A 19,877-nucleotide genomic window follows, 5' to 3' on the forward strand; every position below is an offset into this window, starting at 1 on the left:
CCGGGAGTGCTCGCCCGGTATCTACCCGTAATCCTTCAGGTTGCGACGACGACTCTGCGACCGAGGGCGACCGTGGGTACCGCGTCGGCGACGGTGAAAGTGATGGGGTGGCCGGCTCGGTGGTTGATGGCTCGGGTGCAGAGGTCGGCGTACGACAGGAACTCGGCGGCACCGTGGTGGCCGGCGGCGGTCTTGGAGATGATCTTGCCGGTGGCAAGCAGTGCGTGCAGGCGCGCAGCCACCTCAGCCGGAAGGATCATCGGTTGGAGGCCGAGCGGATGAAGGCGGCCAGGTCTTTCGACTGCTGCACCCGGGACGGCTCGTGGAGGTACATCATGTGGCCCGCCGGGTAGTACTTGGTCTCGATGTTGCCGACCAGGTCGGCCGGGATCTGGAGGCGGGCCAAGGAGTGTTCGGTGGCGAAGTACGGCGTGGCTCCGTCGTAGTGGCCGGACGCGACGTGGACCTTGAGGTGGGGGTTGACCCGCATCGCGTCAGCGAGTTTGTCCGCGACGGTGATCTGCTGGCCCTCGAACTCCTTGAAGGACCAGTTCTTGGCCGCGTCCATGTTCAGGATCTCGTACGGCAGATCGTTCTTGTAGTCGAGTTCCACCCGCACGTAGTGGTTCAGCGCGGCGGTGTAGGGCCCGATGATCGCGCTGAACGACGGGTCCTTACCCGGCGTCTCACCGGCGTAGTCCGCGTCCCACCCGGTGAAGCGGCCGTCCAGCCGGCCGACCACCTGGCGACGTGACCGGAGCAGTTCGGCGAAGAAGCGCATGTGCTCGATCCGCAGGTTGACCCGGTCGAGGTAGTCCTCGGACAGCCCGGTCAACGTCGCCAGCCGGGTGACCACCTCGGCCCGGTAGTCAGCCGGGATCCGGTTGCCCTGGGCAAGCGCATTCGGGTAGCGTCCGGCCGCGAACCGCTCGGCGTCCGCGAGCACCTCGTCCAGCGATTGATCCGGCCCGAGACCGTGGTAGTGCGCGATGGCGGCGTACGACGGCAGGAACAACGTGTACGGCACATCGTTGCCCGGCGCGAAGTCGAGGGTGCCGAACTCGAGCACAGCGGAGATCAGCATCACGCCGTTCAGGTACATGCCGTACCGCTCCTGCAGATGCGAGGCCAGTCCGGCGGCGCGCGTCGTACCGTACGACTCACCGGCCAGGAACTTCGGCGACATCCACCGCCCGTTGCGCGACGTCCACAGCCGGATCACCTCGCCGACGGACTCCAGGTCGCGGGTGAAGCCGTGGTAGTCGCCCGGCTTCTCGCCCTCGACGGCGCGCGAGTAGCCCGTCGACACCGGGTCGATGAAGACGATGTCGCTGTGCTGCAACAAGGACTCGGTGTTGTCCACCAGCCCGTACGGCGGGGGCGCGAGCTCACCGGCGTCACCGGACACGACCCGGCGCGGACCCAGCAGGCCGAGGTGCAGCCAGATGCTCGACGAGCCCGGGCCGCCGTTGAACGCGAACGTCACCGGCCGGTCGGCGGCATCGGCGTCGTCCAGCGTGTACGCGGTCAGGAACACCTCCGCCTTCGCCCGGTGCCCGTCGAACTTCCCCTCGGTCAGCACCTCCTGCCGCAGTACGATCCGCCCGGTCGTCGCGGTGTACTTCAGCTTCTTCCGGCCGATCGACAGCACGTGCTGCGTCGACACCAGATCGTCGGTGGGCGTCTTGGCCTCGGCCGGCTTCTGCTCCTCGGCCGCCACCTCGGCCACGGACTCGGTGCTCTCATCCTTCGCCATGCCGAGCACCTTAGTTCACCCGCAAGAGCGGCTCGCTAACGGTGAAGCCACGGAAAGCCGCACCACACCGGGACGGGTGCGGCACTAGCCTGTGGGCATGGCGACGATTCTGCACATCGCGTTTCCGGACCAGTGGGAAGCCGCCAAGCAGGCAGGCTGCTACCGGTGGTCGACGCGGGGCAAGAGCCTCGACGACGGGGCGACGTTCATCCACGCCTCCCGGCCGGAGCAGGTGGCCATGGTGGCGAACTTCGTGTACGACGACGTCCACGAGCCGCTGTGCCTGCTGGTGATCGACACCGAGCGCCTGGTGTCCGCGCTCTGCGACGAGGACCTGGACGCGATCGGCATCAGCTTCCCGCACATCTACGGCCCGTTGAACCTCGACGCGGTGGTCGACGTACGCCCGTACGAGCGGGCTACCGACGGCCGTTGGCCCGAGGTGACCACCGAGGCCGTATCCTGAACGCGGAACGGGTCGGTCGGGCGATCGCGTCGTCCACCCCACCGGTGGACGCCGAGGAAAGTCCGGACTCCACAGGGCAGCGTGGTGGGTAACACCCACCCGGGGCAACCCGCGGGACAGTGCCACAGAGAGCAGACCGCCAGCGGCTTCGGTGAACCCCGTGGTTCATCGGAGTGCGGGTGAGGGTGAAAGGGTGGTGTAAGAGACCACCAGCTCCGCAGGTGACTGCGGAGGCTCGGTAAACCCCACGTGGAGCAAGGCCAAGAAGGACGATGGGCAACCACCGTCCGCGCGAGCGTTCGAGGGCTGCCCGCCCGAGCTCGCGGGTAGGCCGCTGGAGGTGCCCGGCAACGGTCACCGTAGATGGATGGTCGCCGACCACAGAATCCGGCTTACAGACCGGCCCGTTCCCTCACACACCAGCCGATCTACCGGATTCGGCACTGGGTGATGGCAGGCTTGGGGTTATGGCGCGCAGAGGGGTACGTCGGGTACGTACGGGGATCGTGATCCTCGTACTGTTCGCGCTGCTCGCCGGGAGCGGATATGTGGGCTGGGTGGCGGTCCAGCGGTCGGAGCCGGTGGCACTACCCGACCCGACCGGCAACTATCAGGTCGGCCGGCGGACGTTCGAGTGGACCGACACCGGCCGCAAGGATCCGTACGGCGAAGGGCAGCGCCAACTGTCCGTCTGGCTTTGGTACCCGGTGGCCAAGAGCACGACCGGTCGCAAAGTGCAGTACGCGCCGGGCCTGTGGAGCGACCTCCAACTGAAGGCACCCGCCTCGGTGTTCCAGGGAGCGTTCGACACGCTGCGGGACCCGGCGTTCGACCGGGTGGCAGTCGCACCCGGCCGGTTCCCGATCGTCGTACTGATGCCGGGCTTGGGCCTGTCGGCGCCGATGTACGCGAGCCTGGCCGAGGACCTCGCGAGTCACGGCTACCTGGTGGCTGGCGTGACGCCGACGTACAGCGCGGACCTCACCGTCCTAAACGGGCAGAAGGTCGAGAGCACCGAGGCCGCCAAGCCGAACGACCTCGAGAAGGAAGGCGATCGCCTCGTCGGCACCTGGGCCGCCGACGCCCGGTTCGCCGGCTCGACGGTCGCCAAGCAACTGCCGAACAGCGTGGAGTCCGGGATCGGCACGTCGTACGTCGGCCACTCGTTCGGCGGCGCGGCAGCACTCGAAGCCTGCCGGACCGACGGCCGGTGTGCGGCTGCGGTCGACCTGGATGGCAGCCCGTACGGCGAGGCGGTGACGAAGGGCGTGCAGGCGCCGATCCTCCTGCTCGGCGCCGACGACTCCTGCATCACCGGCGTCTGCGGCCCGGACGCCCGCGGCGACGAGGACCGGGACCGCACCCTGTCGTTGCTCAAGGCAAGCAGCAGTACGTCGTGGTGCGCCACCATCCCGGGGACGCGCCACTACAACTTCACCGACTACGGCGCCTACTACCTGGCCCTGCCGCTCCGGACGTACCTCCCACTCGGCAGCGCCGGACCACGCCACGCTCTCCGCGTCCAGAACGGCTACGTCAGCACGTTCCTGGCGCACGCCATCTATCGCTCCCCAGCCCCAGGCGCCCCCGCCTGCAGCTCCTAGAGATCGAGCTCGTACGTCTGGCCGACGAGGCTCTCACCCCAGGAGTCATGCTGCTCGGAGCCGGTGAGGCGGAAGCCGCGGGCAAGGTAGATGTGCCCGGCGGCGACCAGCGGATCGTTGGTCCACAGCACCATCCGCTTGTAGCCGACCGCGCGGGCGAAGGCCAGGCAGGTGTCGACCAGGTCAGCGCCGAGGCCGAGACCGCGCGCGTCCGGGGTGACGAGCAGCAGCCGCAGTTGAGCGGTCGTCTCGTCCGGACCGCGCACGCAGAAGATGCTGCCGGCCCGAACGCCGTCCACCTCGGCGATCCACGCGGCCTCCCGTGAGTCGTCGTAGTCGGTCGCGTACGCCGCGACGATCTGCGCGATCAAGACCTCGTACGACAGACCCCAGCCGTACTCCGCCGCGTAGATCTCGGCGTGCGACTGCACCACCCAGCCAAGGTCGCCCGGCTCCCCCAGCTTCCTGATCAGCTTTGTCATCAACCCTACCCAATCTACTGACACGACTGTTTCAGTAAGCGATACTAGCGTTGTGCCGACCACGAAGCCAGCCCCGTCCGCGCGCGAGCAGGAACTGCTCGAGCGCGCCTACGCGTACTCGCTCACCCACGGACTGGCCGACCTGTCGCTGCGCCCGCTCGCGACGGCGATCGGCTCCAGCCCACGGGTCCTGCTGTTCCTGTTCGGCAGCAAGGACGGCCTGATCCGCGCCCTCCTCGCCCGAGCCCGCGTCGACGAGCTCGAACTGCTGCGGCAGCTCGACGCCCGGTACGACGAACCGCCAGGACTGACCGTGGTCGCCAGGGAGCTGTGGACGTGGCTGGCCGCGCCCGAACGACGGCCGTTGATGAAGTTCTGGGTCGAGGCGTACGGGCGCTCGCTGGTCGCGCCAGAAGGCCCGTGGGCGGACTACGGCCGCTCGACGGTGGACGACTGGCTCGAGCTGCTCAAGGCAAGTCAGCCCGATCCCGGGTCCGCCGAGGCGGAGGCACGTCGTACCGCCGTGCTGGCGATGCTCCGCGGCGCCCTGCTGGACCTGCTGGCGACCGGTGATCTCAAGCGCACGACCAAAGCGGTCGAGGATTACCTAGGAGACTAGTTCGAAGGCGACCAGGCGCTTGGCGATATCGGCTTCGACGAGTTTGACGCGGACCGGCCGGCCCAGCGGCAGTGGCGTCGTACCGGACAGGCGCCCCTCGATCGCCAACGTGGACAGCACGACGATGCCGCGGGTGTTGTCGCGTTTGTCGACCTCGGTGATGACACCGTCGAACTCGGAACCGACCTCATCGGCCACCAACCCGGCCTCGACCATGCTGACGATCGATCGCTCGTACGCGTGCGCCCGGCGATCCGCGTCGTCCATGGTCTTCGGGATCTCGTCCATCGACTCGCGCACCCACGTCGGCACCTCGGTGCCCGCGGACAGCGCCACGCAGATCTCCGCGGTCCACCGGTCCACCAGCCGCCGCAGCGGCGCGGTGACGTGCGCGTACTCCGCCTTCATCGCCGCATGCTCCGGCTGCTCCGGCACACCGTCGGAGAACGCGCTGTACCCGGCGCCGCGGAACAGCACCGTGCACGCCGCCAGCATCGCCGCGTGCGCCGGAACCTTCGGATCCAGCCCATGGATGAACGCCGCGTACGACGTCCCGTCCGGCCAAGTGATCCCGAGTGCCTTGGCCGTGTTCCCCAGCTTGCGGCGCAGATCCTCGTGCGACTCCGGCAGCGTCCGCAGGATGCCGATTCCGCCGCGCATCATCAGCTGCGCGGCGGCCATCCCGGTGAGCAGCGAGATCTGCGCGTTCCAGCCCTCGACCGGTAGTGGTGCGCGGAACTCCAGACCCCAGCCGTGGTTGGAGGTGACGACTTCCTGGTCCGGGATGGGCAGGTTCACGCCGCCGCGGGCTAGCTCGCGCTGCTCACGGAGCTTGCCGACCTCGCGCAGCAGTTGCAGCGACTCCGAGGCGTTGCCGGCGTCGAGGTCCTTCTGGACGCCGGCGTAGTTGAGCTTGGCGCGCGACTTCACCAGCGCGCGCTCGCAGACCACCTTGGTGCCTTCACCGGCCGCGTCGACCGAGATCGTCCACAGCACGGCGGGACGGACCTGGTCGGGCAGCAGCGAGGCCGCACCCTCGGACAGCTCCGGCGGGTGCAGCGGGGTGCGCTTGTCCGGGGCGTAGAGGGTCTCGCCGCGACGGCGGGCCTCGACGTCGATCGGGTCGCCGGGCTGGACGAACGCGGCGACGTCGGCGATCGCGTAGTACACCGTGTAGCCGTCACCGTTGCGCTCGATGTACAGCGCCTGGTCCAGATCCATCGAGTCCGGCGGGTCGATGGTGACGAAGTCGAGGTCGGTCCGGTCGAGCTCAGGCAGGCGAGGGTTCTTCGCCGCCTGCAGCGCCGCGGCGACCACCTCGGCCGGGAACTCCGCCGGGACCTCCAGCTCATGCCGGATCGCTTGCAGTGACGCCCGGAAGACTTCCGGCACAGCCTCGGCGAAATGAACCCTCTGCAAAGGCACGTGAGCTCTCCGTCCTGGTCAGCGCACTCGGTGTGTGCGTGAGGTCAGACTAGCGAGGGTTGCACATTGAAGGAGCGCAGTGAGGCCAGGCCGTCGGCGTACCAGTGAATCTCGGTGAGCGTTGCCGGGCGCAACTCCATCCGGAACATCGACGACATCGGGGCCTGCAGCACCGACCGCACCATCAGCTTGATCGGCGTGACATGGGTGACGACGACAACGGTCTTGCCCGGGTATCTGGACAGCAGCCCGTCCCGCGCCGACCGGGCCCGCCGCGCGCACTGGTCGAACGACTCGCCCCCTGGCGGTGCGACCGCGGTCGACTCCATCCACGCGTTCAGCGCGTCCGGCCACTTCTGCTGGACCTCCGCGAACGTGTGCCCGTCCCAGTCACCGAAGGAGCACTCGACCCAGCCGTCGTCGACAACCGGCTCGAGCCCGAGACCGGCCGCGACGATCTCTGCCGTCTGCCGCGTCCGCAGCATCGGCGACGTCACCATCGCGTCCACGCCACCGATCCGGGACAGGTACTCCGCGGCCGCGTGCGCCTGAGCCCGGCCGGTGTCGCTCAGCCCGGGGTTGTCGCCACCGGATCCGGAGAACCGCTTCTCCACGGTGTGTGGAGTCTCGCCGTGGCGCAGGAAGATCAGCTGCGTCGGCGGCTCGGCCTGCGCACCCCAGCCCTGGATCGCCTTCTGCAGATCCGACGGTTCCTTGACGGCCGCAGCCTCGACGACTGAAGGCTTCAGCGGGATCGGTACGCCGTCCAGGGCCATGTTCGCCAGCGCGTCCGCGGCGGCGTTCTGCGCCCGCGGCACCCAGGTCCACTCGGTCCCGAACGGCGCCAGCCCTTGGGCCTTGATCGCGAGCGGCTGCAGGTCCGGGTGCTTGATCTTCCACCGGCCGGCCATCTGCTCGATCACGAGCTTGGAGTCCATCCGCACCTCGATCGAGGCGTCCGGCGCGTACTCCGCGGCCAGCTCGAGCCCGGCGATCAGACCGGAGTACTCGGCGACGTTGTTGGTCGCGATGCCGAGCGTCTTCCCGGACTGCGCGATCACCTCGCCCGTCACTGGGTCGCGGACCAGAGCGCCGTACGCCGCCGGCCCAGGGTTCCCGCGTGACCCACCATCAGCCTCGACGATGACATGGCGATAAGTCATGCGGCGCTCTCCGGCGTGCGGACGAGGATCCGGCCGCACTCCTCACACCGCAGTACGGCGTCCGGCGGGGACGCCTTGATCCGGTTCAGGTCGGACGGCGCCAGCTCCATCCGGCAGCCCATGCACCGCTTGCCGACCAGCGGCGCGGCACCGATCCCGCCGTTGTGCTCGCGGAGTCGCTGGTACTGCGTGACGAGAGCATCCGGGAGCTCGGCGGAGATCGTGGCCCGCTGGTCGCCGAGCTGCGCGCGCTGCTCGTCGAGCTCCTTGAGCGCCGCGTCGCGGGAGGTCTCCAGCTCGGCCTGCCGGCCGGCGAACGTCTCGGCGCGGGTCCGCAGGTCGGCCTGCACCGCCTCGGCCGCCTCCAGCTTCTCCATCACCTCGAGCTCGGCATCCTCGAGATCGGAGATCCGCCGGTCCAGCGAACCGACCTCGTGCTGCAGGTTCTCCAAGTCCTTCGGCGAGGTGACCTGCCCGGAGTCGAGCCGCTGCTGGTTGCGGGCCTTGCGCTGCCGCACCTGCTCGACATCACTGTCGGCCTTCTTCTGCTCCCGCTGCAGGTCGCTGACCTCGGTGTCGGCGGTGACGAGCTCGCGGTCGACCACCGACTTCTCCGCGGCCAGCTCGGCCAGGGTCTTGTGCTCGGGGAGCGATTTGCGTTTGTGGGCGACCTGATCCAGCTGCAGGTCGAGATCCTGCAGTTCCAGTAACCGGCGTTGGACAGCGGGCTCGGCGTTCAGAGTCGGCTCCTTAGTTCGTTCAGTTGTCAGTTGCCGCGGACTCAGAGCCGCAGGTTCCACGCGTCCGTACGGAGCGTCGAGATGTGAGTGTCCACGGTACTGCCTTGGTCTGCCAACCCTTCGAGCAGGAGCCGCTCCGCGTCCCGCAGCCACGGCCACTCGCTGGCCCAGTGCGCGACGTCGATTAACGCGGGTCCTTCGTCGTACGCGCGGGCCTCGGTCGCGGGGTGGTGCCGGAGGTCGGCAGTGACATACGCGTCCACGCGCGCGGCGCGAACTCGGTCGAACTCCGAGTCACCCGCTCCCCCGACCACGGCGACAGTCTCGATGGTCCGGTCAGGATCTCCGGACACCCGTACGCCGTGCTCCGTCTGCGGAAGGTTGTCGGCGACCAGCCGGGCGAAGTCCTTCAGCAGCATCGGTTCCGGGAGTACGCCGACCCGCCCGCCGCCACGCTCACTCGGCAGCACGGCCAGCTCGTAGATGTCGAAGGCCGGCTCCTCGTAGGAGTGGGCTGCCTTCAGCGCTTCGACGACGGCTCGACGGTTCCGCCGCGGCACGAGCATCTCGAGCCGGTTCTCGGCGACCACCTCGATGTCGCCGACCTGTCCGACGGTCGGGTTGGCACCTTCGAGCGGCCGGAAGGTCCCTTCGCCGGTCCCACTCCAGGCGGCCCGTTCGTAGTCCCCGATCCGGCCCGCACCGGCCTTCGCCAACGCGTCGAGCATGGCCTGCGTTTCCTCGACCGGGACGAACACGACGAGCTTGTCCATCGGGTCGGACGGCAGGGCCTTGAGCGGACGGGTGTCCCGTAGACCGAGAACGGCTGCGAGGGCGTCACTGACACCTGGGTTCGCATTGTCCGCGTTGGTGTGGCACACGTGCAGAGCCGTGTTGCTCTTGATCAGGTCGCGGACGACGCGGCCCTTGGGCGTCGTACCCGCGACGCTGTGGACCCCGCGCAGCAGGAGCGGATGGTGGGTGACGAGGAGGTCGAAGTCACCAGTGATGGCTTCGTCCACGACGGCCCGCATCGGGTCGACCGCGAACAGAATCCGCCGTACCGGTTGGTCCGGATCCCCGGTCACCAGCCCGACCGCGTCCCAGCTCTCCGCCCAGGCTGGGTCATACAGCCGATCGAGCACAGCAACCACGTCACCAACCGTCGGATTCACAATCCCCATCCTGCCGCACGGGGTGGCGTACTCGGTCCGTGGATCCTGGGTGGTCATGTCTGTCGGTCCAGCGCCGTAGCGAGCAGGTGCTCGGTGCGGTGCATCGGCGTGCTGGAGCGAAGGTCTCGATGTGGTTTTCATCGTGACCTTCGCTCCAGTGCGGCGAGGTGCCGTGCCGAGTGCCGCACAGTAGGCGCTGGACCGACAGACATGGCCTCGGCAGGATCCACGGATCGAGGGTCAGATCAGCCAGGCGGTGGTGTCACCCGGCAGTTTGTCGCCCTCGAGTGGACCGCTGGCCAGGACTACCGCGGCCTCGGGGAGCTCGACCGGGGCGGCGCCGAAGTTGGTGATGGACTGCCAGCCGCCGGGCCGGGTGAAGTGCAGGACGAAGTCGCCGCCGTCAGCCCAGGTGAGCGAGTTGCCTGTCTGGAGTCCCCGGCGTACGGCGAGAGCCTTGCGGTAGAGGCTCAGCGTCGACCCCGGGTCGCCCTCCTGCGCCTCGACCGAGTAGCCGCCGAACCACTTCGGCTGCACCAGGTGCGAACCGCCCGAGCCGAAGCCGAACGACAGTCCGTCGACCGTCCACGGGATCGGCACCCGGCAGCCGTCGCGACCCTTCTCAGCACCCTTCGACCGGAAGTACGCCGGGTCCTGCAGGTTCGCCGCCGGCAGCTCGCCGACCTCCTGCAGCCCCAGCTCCTCCCCCTGGTACAGGTACGCCGATCCCGGCAACGCCAGCATCAGCAGCACCGCCGCACGCGCCCGCCGCAGGCCCAGCTCGACGTCGACCGTCGGCTCGGTGCCGTTGCTGAGCAGCCACGCCTTCCCGTCCTGCCAAAGGCCGGACGGGTCCTTCGGCAACCCGTACCGGGTCGCGTGCCGGACGACATCGTGGTTGGAGAACACCCAGGTCGAGGACGACCCGTTCTGCTCGGCCAAGGCGAGGTTGTCCTCGATCACCTGCCGGAACTTCTCGTACTCCCAGTCCGCCTGCAGCAGGTCGAAGTTGAACGCCTGCCCGAGCCCGTCCGCACTCGCGTACCGGGCCCGGCGCGCGGCTGGCACGAACGCCTCGGCCACCGCCGACCGGGGCGGGTCGTACTCGTTCAGGACCGTCCGCCACTCGCGATAGATCTCGTGTACGCCGTCCTGGTCCCAGAGCGGATGCGCGCCGTTGGACTCGGACTGCCGGGGCAGCGTGGTCTTCGACGGGAACGGCTCGCTCAGGTTCTTCACCAGGGCGTGCGCGACGTCGACGCGGAAGCCGTCGACACCGCGATCCGACCAGAACCTCAGTGTCGTCAGGAAGTCCGCGCGGACCTCCGGGTGCTCCCAGTTCAGGTCCGGCTGCTCGGCCGCGAACAGGTGCAGATACCACTGCCCGTCCTCGAGCTGCGCCCACGCGGATCCGCCGAACACCGAGTCCCAGTCCGACGGCGGCTCGTCGCCGTCGCCTTCGCGGAAGATGTACCGGTCCCGGGCCGGCGAGTCCTTCGGGGCGTCCTGCGCCTCGACGAACCATTCGTGCCGGTTGGAGGTGTGGTTCGGGACGATGTCGACGATCAGCTTGATCCCCGCCTCGTGCAACGCGGCGACGAGCTGGTCGAAGTCGTCGAGGGTCCCGAGCCGCGGGTCCACGTTGCGGTAGTCGTCGACGTCGTACCCGCCGTCGGCCAGCGCGGACGGGTAGAACGGGCTCAGCCAGACCGCGTCGATACCCAGGGACGCGAGGTACGGAACGCGGCTGATGATGCCCGGCAAATCGCCGACACCGTCACCGTTGGCGTCGGCGAAGCTGCGCGGGTAGATCTGGTAGACGACGGCCTGGCGCCACCAGTCTCGGTCTGTCGTCGGCTGCGTGCTGGTCAAGAAGGCCTCACTTGGGTCGGCAGGCGCGGGGTTCAGGTTTCCAGGCGGTTGCGGCGACATTGCCCGCTTGTTTATATAGACTCTAAATTTAGATTCTGCAGTATTCTGCGCTTCCGTTCCACGACAGGTCAAGGGGCTTTTCATGGCGAGACCAGCGGCCACTCCGCCCACGGCGACGCCGCCGATGCTGCGCCGGGTCAACGCGGGGAAGCTACTCGGTGTGCTCGCGAAGGCCGGGGTGATGACAGGAACCGGCCTGATCGAGGCGACCGGCCTGACCCGCGCCACCGTGCACGCGGTCTGCAACGACCTGATCTCGATGGGCTGGGTGGTCGAGCTCGATCCGGGCCGCGACACCTCCGTTGGCCGGCCGTCACGGCGGTTCGAGTACAACAGCCGCGCCGGATGCGTGCTCGGGATCGACATCGGCGCGGGTAAGACCACCGTGCTGGTCACCGATCTGCGCGGCGAGACGATCGCCAAGGTGGTGCGCTCGGTGTCCGGCGACCCGACGGCGGCCGACCGGACCGAGATCGTGCACGAGACCGTCGTCGAGGCGCTCGAGACCGCGCAGGTGACGGATGCGCAGGTGCTCGCGGCCGGCGCCGGTGTGGCCGCGCCGGTCGATCGGGACGGCAACATCCTGGTCGACGACGAATTTTGGCGGCGCTTCGACACCGGTCTGGCCCCGCGACTGACCGTGCTGCACGGCTGGCCGGTGCTGCTGGAGAACGACGCGAACCTTGCTGCCCTCGGCGAGCACTGGCGTGGCGAAGGCCGGAACGTCGGCGACCTCGCCGTACTGCTGGCCAGTGAGCGGTTCGGGTCGGGCTTGATGGACTCCGGCCGACTGCTGCACGGCAGCCGCGGCGGTGCCGGTGAGATGGTCTATCTCAAGCTCGTCGAGGGCGTCGGCGACACCCACGGCATCGCCCGGATCGCCCGCGAACGCGGTGTCGCGGCCGTCGCCGATCCGGCGGTGGAAACGGCACTGCGGACCCTGGCCGGCGACCGACCGGTCACCGCGGAGCTGGTCTTCACGGCCGCGGACGCCGGTGACGAAGTTGCCCTAGGCATCCTCGAGTACGTCGCCGGCCGGACCGCCCGGGTGGTGGCCACGCTCGGCATCCTGTTCAACCCTGAGCTGATCGTGCTGGGCGGCGCGGTCGCCGAAGCATCCAAGTCGCTGCTGCCCGAGATCGAGGAGCAGTTGGCCGGCTTCACCAGTACGCCGCCGCGCGTCGCCGTCTCGTCCCTTGGCGACGCGATCGTCTCCGTCGGCGCCGTCCGGCACGCCCTCAACTACGTCGAGCAGAACGCCCTCGACCTGCGCCTCAGCTGCCGGCCCGGGTAAGGGCTCTGACGACCGCTTCGAGGACGATCAGGTTCCGGCCGGACGTCGTACCGGTGGCGACGCCCTCCGGGACGAGCGCGCGATCCTCCGGGATGCCGGTGCACAGGACGACGGTGTCCGGGCCGCGGTTCTGCAGCAAGGTGGTCAGCGCTTCGCGCATCCACGGCGTACGTACGGCGTCCTGCACCGCGATGACCAACGGGCGACTGGCCGCGGCCGCCGCGGCACGGGCGATAGCACCCTCGGACTGGGTGCCGGCGCCGTCGAGCAGCCTGTGTTCGCCGCGCAGGACCACGCCGTCCGAACCGGGTGCGATCCGGCTGAAGATGTCCGGAAGCCCACTGAAATAGGGGTTCCAGGCCGGGTGCAGGCCCTGAGTCAGGTCGACCACGTACGGCGCGCCACCGAGCGCCGGCAGGGTCTGGCCGGCGACCACACGAGTGGCGACCTCGCGGATCGGGGCGCCGTCGAGGCCGGGCTGCCGGGTGCGGGTCTGCAACGTCGCGGCGAGGGCACGGACCCGGCCGGCCGCGTCGGCGACCCGCTCGGCGTCGAGGGAACCGTTGCTGACCGCATCGACCATGCGGGCGGTGAGCGCGCGCGGGTCGGCGGCTCCGATCGCGATCATGGCGAGATCTGCACCGGCCCGGACGGACGCGACCGCGGCGTCCTCGATCGACTGGTTCTTGGTGATCGCCTGCATCTCCAGCGCGTCGGTGGTGATCACACCGTTGAACCCGAGTTCCTCGCGGAGCAACCCGGTGAGGAGGCGACGCGACAGCGTGGCCGGCTGGTCGTCGTACGCGGAGAAGACGACATGGGCGCTCATCACCACGTCGGCGCCGGCCGCGATGGTGGCCTTGAACGGAGCGAGCTCGACCTCGGTCACCTGCTCGATCGAGCGGTCGACCCGGGGCAGGTCGAGGTGTGAGTCGACACTGACGTCTCCGTGGCCAGGGAAGTGCTTCGGGCAGGCGGCGATCCCGGCCTCGTGGACACCTTCGACGAAGGCGACGCCGTGCCGCGAGACCAGGTCCGCGGTGGCGCCGAACGAGCGGGTGGAGATGATCGGGTTCGCCGGGTTGCTGTTCACGTCGACCGACGGCGCGAGCATCAGGTCGATACCGAGACTCGCCAGTGTCGCGGCGGCGTCCCGCGCGGACGCGCGGGTCAGGTCCACGTCGTCGAGGTCGCCGAGGATCCGCGGCGAGGCCAGCGGCCAGGGGTTGGCCGGAGCGAGGTGGCTGAACTCGCCGCCCTCGTGGTCGATCGCGATGACCAGGTCCGGCCGCTCCGCCCGGAGGGTGGCGGTCAGGGCGGCGACCTGTTCGGCGTCGGCGACGTTGCGGGTGAACAGGATGACCGCGCCGAGTCCGGCCGCGACAGCGCGACGCAGGTCGTCCGGGGCGGTGGTCCCGTCGAAGCCGACGATCAGCGCGCCGGCGGCCTCACGATCCAGGTGATCACTCATTCCCACACCTTCTCGTGCCCACGGTCCTCCCGCCACCCGACCCCGTCACCCGACCCCACCTCGCTCCCCACCGCGATCCTCTCGCTGCCCTGACCCCTGCCCCGCTGCCCCTGCGCCCCGCCCCTGCCCGTCGGCACCGCCAACTGCTGCCGCGAGCGCCTTCGCGCGCTGGACCGCCTCCGGCGGAGGCCCTTAGTGAGCGCGGGAAAGCGGGTGCCCAACCCATCACGGACAGCTAATAATTAGCGCCCGTCGCCACCCTGAGTGCGATCGTTGTCAGGGGTTGTCAGGGCGAATTCTGAGCGTACGCACGTGGGTTCTGCCCGGATTCCTGGAAATGACCCCTCGCTGTCCGGGCCGACTACGGATAACGTTGTCTCTCGACCTTGACCGCTCTCGACGGAGCCAGACACCGTGACCGTACAGATCACTCACGTCTCCTCGCCCGAGTTGTTCGCCGGCAGCGACGACGATCCCCGCCAGCTGCTGCGGGTGGAACTGACCCGTTCCACCAGCGACGGCGCGCTCTCCGTGCGAGTCGCCGGCGACGGCGTCTCCGGTGCGGCGGACCTGCCACCAGGCGACGGCCCGGTCCGGGTCGAGGTCCCGCTCTCGGTCGCTGATGGGCTGCGCACGCAGTACGGCGCGAGTGTCGCGGCGACCGTGACGGTCTCGGCGGACGGTGTCGACGTGGCGGACGGTGTGGACGTGGCGTCGGACAGCGGCACGGTGGTGATCGCCGAGCCGGGCTGGACGATGGTGATGGTGTCGCACTTCCACTACGACCCGGTCTGGTGGAACACCCAGGCGGCGTACACGACCAGCTGGGACCTGCAGGGTCCTGACGGCACCACTCGGCCGGTCTACACGCACAACGCGTTCAGCCTGGTCGACGCGCATCTCAAGCTGGCTCTGCGCGATCCGGCGTACTGCTTCGTGCTGGCCGAGCTCGACTACCTCAAGCCGTACTTCGACACCTTCCCGGAGAACCGCGCGGTCCTGCGTCGGCTTATCGCGGAGGGCCGGGTCGAGATCATCGGCGGCACCTACAACGAGCCGAACACGAACCTGACCGGTGCGGAGACGACCATCCGCAACATCGTGTACGGCGTCGGGTACCAGCGCGACATCCTCGGCGGTGACCCGCAGAACGCGTGGCAGCTGGACGTGTTCGGTCACGACCCGCAGTTCCCTGGGTACCTGGCCAAGGCCGGGCTGACCGGGTCCGCATGGGCACGTGGGCCGTTCCACCAGTGGGGACCGCTGCGGCAGGCCTGGGGTGACCCGAAGGCCGGGACTGCGGCGGTCATGCAGTTCCACAGCGAGTTCGAGTGGATCAGCCCGAGTGGGGACGGCGTACTGACGCACTACATGCCGGACCACTACGGCCCGGGCTGGGAGCTGCAGCACGCGCCGAGTGTCGAGGCAGCGGGCGACACGGCGTACCAGCTCTTTGCCACGCTGAAGACGGTCGCAGCCACTCGCAACACCCTGCTGCCGGTGGGTGGGGACTACACACCGCCGAACAACTGGATCACCGCGCTGCACCACGACTGGAACGCTCGCTACGCCTGGCCGAAGTTCGTCTGCGGTACGACGAAGCACTTCATGGACCGGGTCCGGTCCGAGCTCGCCGAGACAGGGCGCAGGCCGTCACCGCAGTCGCGGGACATGAACCCGATCTACACCGGCAAGGACGTGTCGTACATCGACACCAAGCAGGCCCAGCGCGCGGCCGAAGTGGCCGCGGTCGACGCCGAGAAGCTCGGGACGTACGCCGATCTGCTCGGGCTCGGCCGGTTCGCTGAGGCGTCGCTGGACAAGGTCTGGCGGCAGCTCGCGTACGGCGCGCACCACGACGCGATCACCGGGTCGGAGTCGGACCAGGTGTACATCGACCTCGTCACCGGGTGGCGCGAGGCGCACGATCTGTCGGATGCCGCGCGGACCGCTTCGTTGGAGGCGTTCGCGGCACGGATCGACACGTCGGCCTTCGGTGCGCACGCGGTGGTCGTGACCAACACGCTGTCGTTCACGCGGACCGATCTGGCGACCGTGCAACTGCCGGACTCCGGCGGTCCGTGGCAGATTGTCGACAATGCTGGTGTTGACGTTCCGTCGGTGGTCGAGGGTGACAAGCTCACGTTCCTGGCCGCTGAGGTGCCGTCGCTGGGGTGGCGGACGTACGCACTGACTCCTGCGGCTGGCGCTGGTTCGGCCGGCGGTGGTGCTGCATCGGCTGCTGGGGCTGGTTCCGCTGCTGGCGCTGGCTCGGCTGGTGCTGGTGTTTGGGGGCCGGCGGATGCGAGCGAGTCGGTGGAGAACGAGTTCTTCAGTGTGACCGTGGATCCGTCCCGCGGCGGTGGGATCAGCGAGATTGTCGACAAGCGAACCGGTCGACAAGTTCTCAAGGGCCTCGGCAACGAACTGCGGGTCTACGAGGAGTACCCGGACCACCCACGCTTCGGCGAAGGTCCGTGGCACTTGCTCCCGTCGGGTCCGGTGGTCGGCTCGAGCGAAGCGCCGGCGAAGGTCTTCACGCAGGCCGGACCACTCGGCAGCCGGATCGTCAGCCGTGGTGAGGTCGACGGGATCTCGTACGAAGCTGTCGTCACGGTGTACGACGGTCTCGACCGGATCGAGTTCACCACCCGGATCCTGGACCACGCCCAGTCGGATCGTCTGGTCCGGGTCAAGTTCCCCGCCGACGTCCCCGGCGCCCTCCCGCTGAGCGAGGTCGCCGGCGCCGTCGTCGGCCGCGGCTTCGGCCTCATCGACGTCGACAGCGCCCAGGCCCCCTGGACCCTGGACAACCCCGCCAACACCTGGTTCGGCCTAGGCTCCACCGCGCGAGTTGACCTGGTGGATGCTTCAGGCAACCACGTTGGCACCCGCCCGCTGGCGATCGCGGAAATCGTCGTACCAGACGACTCCGACCCAGCCGAGGTCCGCGACCTGGTCGTAGCCCTGGCCCGAGTAGGCGTCACCGCCACCACCTCCCTCGCGAGCGGCTCCCGCTACGGCCACCTCAAGGTCGACTCCAACCTCCCCGACCTCCGCATCCTCGTAGGCGCAGCAGCCTCACTACTGCACCAACTCGACAAAGACACCGAGGCGATGCCCGCCGCCGCTCCTCCGAGCGAGCCGCCCGCCCTCTCCCCAACATCCACCGCCGTCTCCCCCACATCCGCCGCCCCCTCGCCTGCGTCCGCCGCTGTCTCCCCCACCTCCGCGGCCGAGGCGGAGCCCGGCGCCGCTGCTCCGGGCGAGCCGAACGCCCTCTCCCCCACATCCGCCGCGCTCTCCTCCACATCCGCCGCCGACGGCGGGGCTTTGTTTGTTCCGCCTCGGACTGCGTTGGCTGAGGTTTGGCAGCCCAACGCGGATGTTCGGGATGTGCGGGCTATTCCTGCTCTTGTTCTGCCTACGCCGGCTGCGGTTGCTGCGGCTGTTGCCGAGCTCGCCGAGGCGCGCGTTACCGCGACCGTTCAGGGCGAGGGCGTGATCGAGGAGTTCGAGGATCGGACTGTTGCGCTGCTGACGTATGGACTGCCTGGGTTTGCGGTGGATGCGACGGGTGCGTTGCATGCGTCGTTGATGCGGTCGTGTACCGGCTGGCCGTCGGGGATCTGGATCGATCCGCCGCGGCGGTCGGCGCCGGACGGGTCGGCGTTCCAGTTGCAGCACTGGACCCACGAGTTCCGGTACGCGTTGACCAGCGGCGACGGCGACTGGCGCAAGCAGCAGTTGCCGAGCCGCGGCCAGGAGTTCTCCTCACCGTTGCTCGCGGCAACCACCACCGCGCACGACGGCACCTTGCCGGCGACACACTCGCTGCTCCAGGTCAGCCCGGAGCGCGCCGTGCTGGTCTCCACGCTGAAACCGGCCGGCAACCCCATCGCCCGCGGGTCGGGTGTCCCGGCCGACCCGCGGGACGGCGTCACCCTGCGCTTGATCGAGGCAACGGGCCTGGGGTCGACGGCAACGGTCACCTCTGCCCTCCCGATCACCGGCGCCCACCACGCCGATCTGCTGGAGAACCCGGCCGCCCCGATCGAGGTTGCTGACGGCAACTTCACGATCGACCTGGCCGGATCCGCTGTCGATACCTTCGTACTCGAGGTCGATGGTTCGGCCCCCGCGAACCCCGCCGTACTTGGCCAACCGGGCGAGCTGGCCCAACCGTCGTACGCACGCTACTGGCTGCACAACCGGGGACCCGCGCAGATGGGCTTCCTGCCGGTCAGCCTGTCGGTCTCCCCGACCGTGGCGCGCACCGCGGGCAAACCGTTCGAGATCTCGATGGTGATCGCGAACCAGTACGCCGACACTCCGGCCGAAGGATTGTTTACAATCGGACTCCCGGACGGGTGGACAACTGACCAATCCGATCGTTCACTCCGGCTCGAGCCGGGTGGTTACGTCCGCCACCTCGCGAACGTGACACCACCGGAGAACTGCGAGCCCGGGCAGTACTTCGTCGCCGCCCGGGTGCTCACCAAGACCGACGAGCTCGCCGGTGGTGCCGGCGTCACGGCGGTCGAGGACGTCGTCACGGTGTTCGTCGGCGAGAGCCCAGAGCTGACCGCGACTCTCGGCTTCGGGATGCCACCAACCGAGGAGCCGGAACACGGCTCGGGCGCGGTCGAGGGCGAGCCAGGACGACCGACCGGTCTGACCGTGACGCCGTCGACGCAGGACCTGCGGCTGACTCCCGGTACGTCGGAGACATTCGAGCTGGAGTTCGCGAACAACACGTCGTCGGAGATCCGCGCCGAGCTGCAGCTGGCATCGCCGTACGGGACCTGGTCGTGGTTGCCCGACCCGGTCCGGCTGGTCGTCGTGCCGCCGAAGTCGTCTGTCACCGTTCCGGTGCCAGTGCAGGCTCCGGCGGGTGCGACACCGGCGCACGCCTGGGTGCTGCCGAAGGTGATGTGGTTCGGCCGGGCCCAGTACGCACCCACCGTCCGCCTGGAGATCCTGTGACGGCCGCTGTCACCGTGGGCCACGGTCATGGGCACAGCCACGGGCAGGGGCACAGCCAGGCGCCGGTGGCGCCACCGGAGGTGATGGCGTACCTCAACGGTGAGCCCGTGCCCCGCGAGCTGCTCGACGATCGGCTCGCGGTCCTGCGGGCCGGCGACGCCGCCTGCGTTCTCCCCCGGCCGGACAGCCGCGAGGGCCGCCAGCTCACCCGCTGGGTCGCCCAGGTCGTCCTCACCGAGCAGCTCTGCCTAGACGAACTCCACCGCCACACGAACGCCGAACCCGAGACTCCGCCCGGACCGCAGGACGTCGCACCCGCCGAGCCTCCTGCCGCCCCGCGGGACGTCGAACTCGAGACGTCTGCCGGGCCGCAGGAGATCGCGCCCGGGGCGTCTGTCGGATCGCGGGATGGTGCCGATGCGGGGGCGATCGACGTGTCGACGGCGATTGCGGTCGGGTCGATCACGGCTGCGGCCCTTGCCGGTTCGGAAGCGGTACGACGGGTTGCCGGGCTGGTGACCGCGGACGTACGGATCGCGGCCGAGCAGTTGGCGTACGCGGCCGACGTACTGGGTGAGGAGCCACCGGCGGATCCCGGCGTACCCGTGGCGGGCTGGCATCGCGAGTTGCTGCTGAGCGCCCGGCTGGAGGCGTTCGCGCGCTGGCTGAACGCGGCCATGCACGAGCGGGTCCAGCTGGTCCGCGGGCTCGAGCACCCGGGCGATAGCAGCCAACCTGACAACCTGCACCGGCACTGACGGGGG

The 19,877-nt window shown here is 69.2% G+C and carries 15 protein-coding genes and 1 other RNA gene; 7 read left to right on the forward strand and 9 right to left on the reverse strand.

Annotated features, from left to right (window positions below):
- Positions 1 to 35 precede the first annotated feature (35 nt).
- Both EV652_RS01815 and EV652_RS01820 read right to left on the reverse strand, forming a co-directional pair.
- Positions 36 to 260 (reverse strand): hypothetical protein, encoded by a 225-nt coding sequence (locus EV652_RS01815; protein WP_132207171.1) that lies wholly within the window; start codon positions 258 to 260, stop codon positions 36 to 38.
- Positions 257 to 1,756 (reverse strand): S10 family peptidase, encoded by a 1,500-nt coding sequence (locus EV652_RS01820; protein ID WP_132207172.1) that lies wholly within the window; start codon positions 1,754 to 1,756, stop codon positions 257 to 259. Before EV652_RS01820 ends, EV652_RS01815 begins: the two co-directional genes overlap by 4 nt.
- Before the next feature lie 97 nt (positions 1,757 to 1,853).
- Between EV652_RS01820 and EV652_RS01825 the strand changes: the two genes are divergently transcribed.
- The 3 genes from EV652_RS01825 to EV652_RS01835 all read left to right on the forward strand — a co-directional run bounded on the left by EV652_RS01825 (position 1,854) and on the right by EV652_RS01835 (position 3,826).
- Complete coding sequence (locus tag EV652_RS01825) at positions 1,854 to 2,222, forward strand: DUF952 domain-containing protein (RefSeq protein WP_132207173.1); 369 nt, start codon at positions 1,854 to 1,856, stop codon at positions 2,220 to 2,222.
- 8 nt (positions 2,223 to 2,230) lie between these two features.
- Positions 2,231 to 2,633, forward strand: an RNA gene (rnpB, locus tag EV652_RS01830) — RNase P RNA component class A.
- Between the two features lie 56 nt (positions 2,634 to 2,689).
- On the forward strand, positions 2,690 to 3,826 hold the full coding sequence (locus EV652_RS01835; protein WP_132207174.1) for an alpha/beta hydrolase: 1,137 nt from the start codon (positions 2,690 to 2,692) through the stop codon (positions 3,824 to 3,826).
- Here the strand turns inward: EV652_RS01835 and EV652_RS01840 are convergent.
- Positions 3,823 to 4,308, reverse strand: a complete 486-nt coding sequence (locus EV652_RS01840) for a GNAT family N-acetyltransferase (protein WP_132207175.1) — start codon at positions 4,306 to 4,308, stop codon at positions 3,823 to 3,825. The two genes, EV652_RS01835 and EV652_RS01840, sit on opposite strands and share 4 nt — an antisense overlap.
- Before the next feature lie 52 nt (positions 4,309 to 4,360).
- Between EV652_RS01840 and EV652_RS01845 the strand changes: the two genes are divergently transcribed.
- Entirely contained in the window at positions 4,361 to 4,927 is a 567-nt protein-coding gene (locus EV652_RS01845) for a TetR/AcrR family transcriptional regulator (RefSeq protein WP_132207176.1), read from the forward strand.
- On the opposite strand, the gene EV652_RS01850 is transcribed toward EV652_RS01845, so the two are convergent.
- The 5 genes from EV652_RS01850 to EV652_RS01870 all read right to left on the reverse strand — a co-directional run bounded on the left by EV652_RS01850 (position 4,916) and on the right by EV652_RS01870 (position 11,362).
- Positions 4,916 to 6,352, reverse strand: coding sequence for an RNB domain-containing ribonuclease (locus EV652_RS01850; RefSeq protein WP_132207177.1), 1,437 nt, complete (start codon positions 6,350 to 6,352; stop codon positions 4,916 to 4,918). The genes EV652_RS01845 and EV652_RS01850 overlap by 12 nt on opposite strands.
- A gap of 44 nt (positions 6,353 to 6,396) precedes the next feature.
- Positions 6,397 to 7,515, reverse strand: a complete 1,119-nt coding sequence (locus EV652_RS01855; RefSeq protein ID WP_132207178.1) for a bifunctional RNase H/acid phosphatase — start codon at positions 7,513 to 7,515, stop codon at positions 6,397 to 6,399.
- Positions 7,512 to 8,315 (reverse strand): zinc ribbon domain-containing protein, encoded by an 804-nt coding sequence (locus EV652_RS01860; protein WP_242001493.1) that lies wholly within the window; start codon positions 8,313 to 8,315, stop codon positions 7,512 to 7,514. The genes EV652_RS01855 and EV652_RS01860 overlap by 4 nt, the downstream gene beginning before the upstream one ends.
- Entirely contained in the window at positions 8,297 to 9,430 is a 1,134-nt protein-coding gene (locus EV652_RS01865; protein ID WP_199237955.1) for a Nif3-like dinuclear metal center hexameric protein, read from the reverse strand. The genes EV652_RS01860 and EV652_RS01865 overlap by 19 nt, the downstream gene beginning before the upstream one ends.
- A gap of 240 nt (positions 9,431 to 9,670) precedes the next feature.
- Positions 9,671 to 11,362: a glycoside hydrolase family 13 protein gene (locus tag EV652_RS01870; RefSeq protein WP_132207179.1), complete on the reverse strand. Its 1,692-nt coding sequence runs from the start codon at positions 11,360 to 11,362 to the stop codon at positions 9,671 to 9,673.
- A gap of 82 nt (positions 11,363 to 11,444) precedes the next feature.
- On the opposite strand from EV652_RS01870, the gene EV652_RS01875 reads away from it, so the two are divergent.
- Positions 11,445 to 12,656, forward strand: coding sequence for an ROK family protein (locus EV652_RS01875; protein WP_132207180.1), 1,212 nt, complete (start codon positions 11,445 to 11,447; stop codon positions 12,654 to 12,656).
- Here EV652_RS01875 and nagZ read toward each other — a convergent pair.
- A complete protein-coding gene (nagZ, locus tag EV652_RS01880; protein ID WP_132207181.1) occupies positions 12,637 to 14,127 on the reverse strand; it encodes a beta-N-acetylhexosaminidase in 1,491 nt (496 codons plus the stop codon). The genes EV652_RS01875 and nagZ overlap by 20 nt on opposite strands.
- Before the next feature lie 414 nt (positions 14,128 to 14,541).
- On the opposite strand from nagZ, the gene EV652_RS45040 reads away from it, so the two are divergent.
- Positions 14,542 to 19,113 (forward strand): glycoside hydrolase family 38 N-terminal domain-containing protein, encoded by a 4,572-nt coding sequence (locus EV652_RS45040; RefSeq protein ID WP_132207182.1) that lies wholly within the window; start codon positions 14,542 to 14,544, stop codon positions 19,111 to 19,113.
- The gene (locus EV652_RS01890; RefSeq protein ID WP_132207183.1) at positions 19,110 to 19,871 is read left to right on the forward strand and encodes a DUF7158 domain-containing protein; all 762 of its coding nucleotides are present in this window, start codon (positions 19,110 to 19,112) and stop codon (positions 19,869 to 19,871) included. Before EV652_RS45040 ends, EV652_RS01890 begins: the two co-directional genes overlap by 4 nt.
- Positions 19,872 to 19,877: the final 6 nt, after the last annotated feature.

Origin of the sequence: Kribbella steppae (assembly GCF_004342025.1) — a bacterium.
Classification (GTDB): Bacteria; Actinomycetota; Actinomycetes; order Propionibacteriales; family Kribbellaceae; genus Kribbella; species Kribbella steppae.

Excerpts from the sequence above, each read along its gene's own strand:
- EV652_RS01815 (WP_132207171.1), bottom strand. The coding sequence starts at position 260 with ATGATCCTTCCGGCTGAGGTGGCTGCGCGCCTGCACGCACTGCTTGCC.
- EV652_RS01820 (WP_132207172.1), bottom strand. The coding sequence starts at position 1,756 with ATGGCGAAGGATGAGAGCACCGAGTCCGTGGCCGAGGTGGCGGCCGAG.
- EV652_RS01825 (WP_132207173.1), top strand. The coding sequence starts at position 1,854 with ATGGCGACGATTCTGCACATCGCGTTTCCGGACCAGTGGGAAGCCGCC.
- EV652_RS01835 (WP_132207174.1), top strand. The coding sequence starts at position 2,690 with ATGGCGCGCAGAGGGGTACGTCGGGTACGTACGGGGATCGTGATCCTC.
- EV652_RS01840 (WP_132207175.1), bottom strand. The coding sequence starts at position 4,308 with ATGACAAAGCTGATCAGGAAGCTGGGGGAGCCGGGCGACCTTGGCTGG.
- EV652_RS01855 (WP_132207178.1), bottom strand. The coding sequence starts at position 7,515 with ATGACTTATCGCCATGTCATCGTCGAGGCTGATGGTGGGTCACGCGGG.
- EV652_RS01870 (WP_132207179.1), bottom strand. The coding sequence starts at position 11,362 with ATGTCGCCGCAACCGCCTGGAAACCTGAACCCCGCGCCTGCCGACCCA.
- EV652_RS01875 (WP_132207180.1), top strand. The coding sequence starts at position 11,445 with ATGGCGAGACCAGCGGCCACTCCGCCCACGGCGACGCCGCCGATGCTG.
- nagZ (WP_132207181.1), bottom strand. The coding sequence starts at position 14,127 with ATGAGTGATCACCTGGATCGTGAGGCCGCCGGCGCGCTGATCGTCGGC.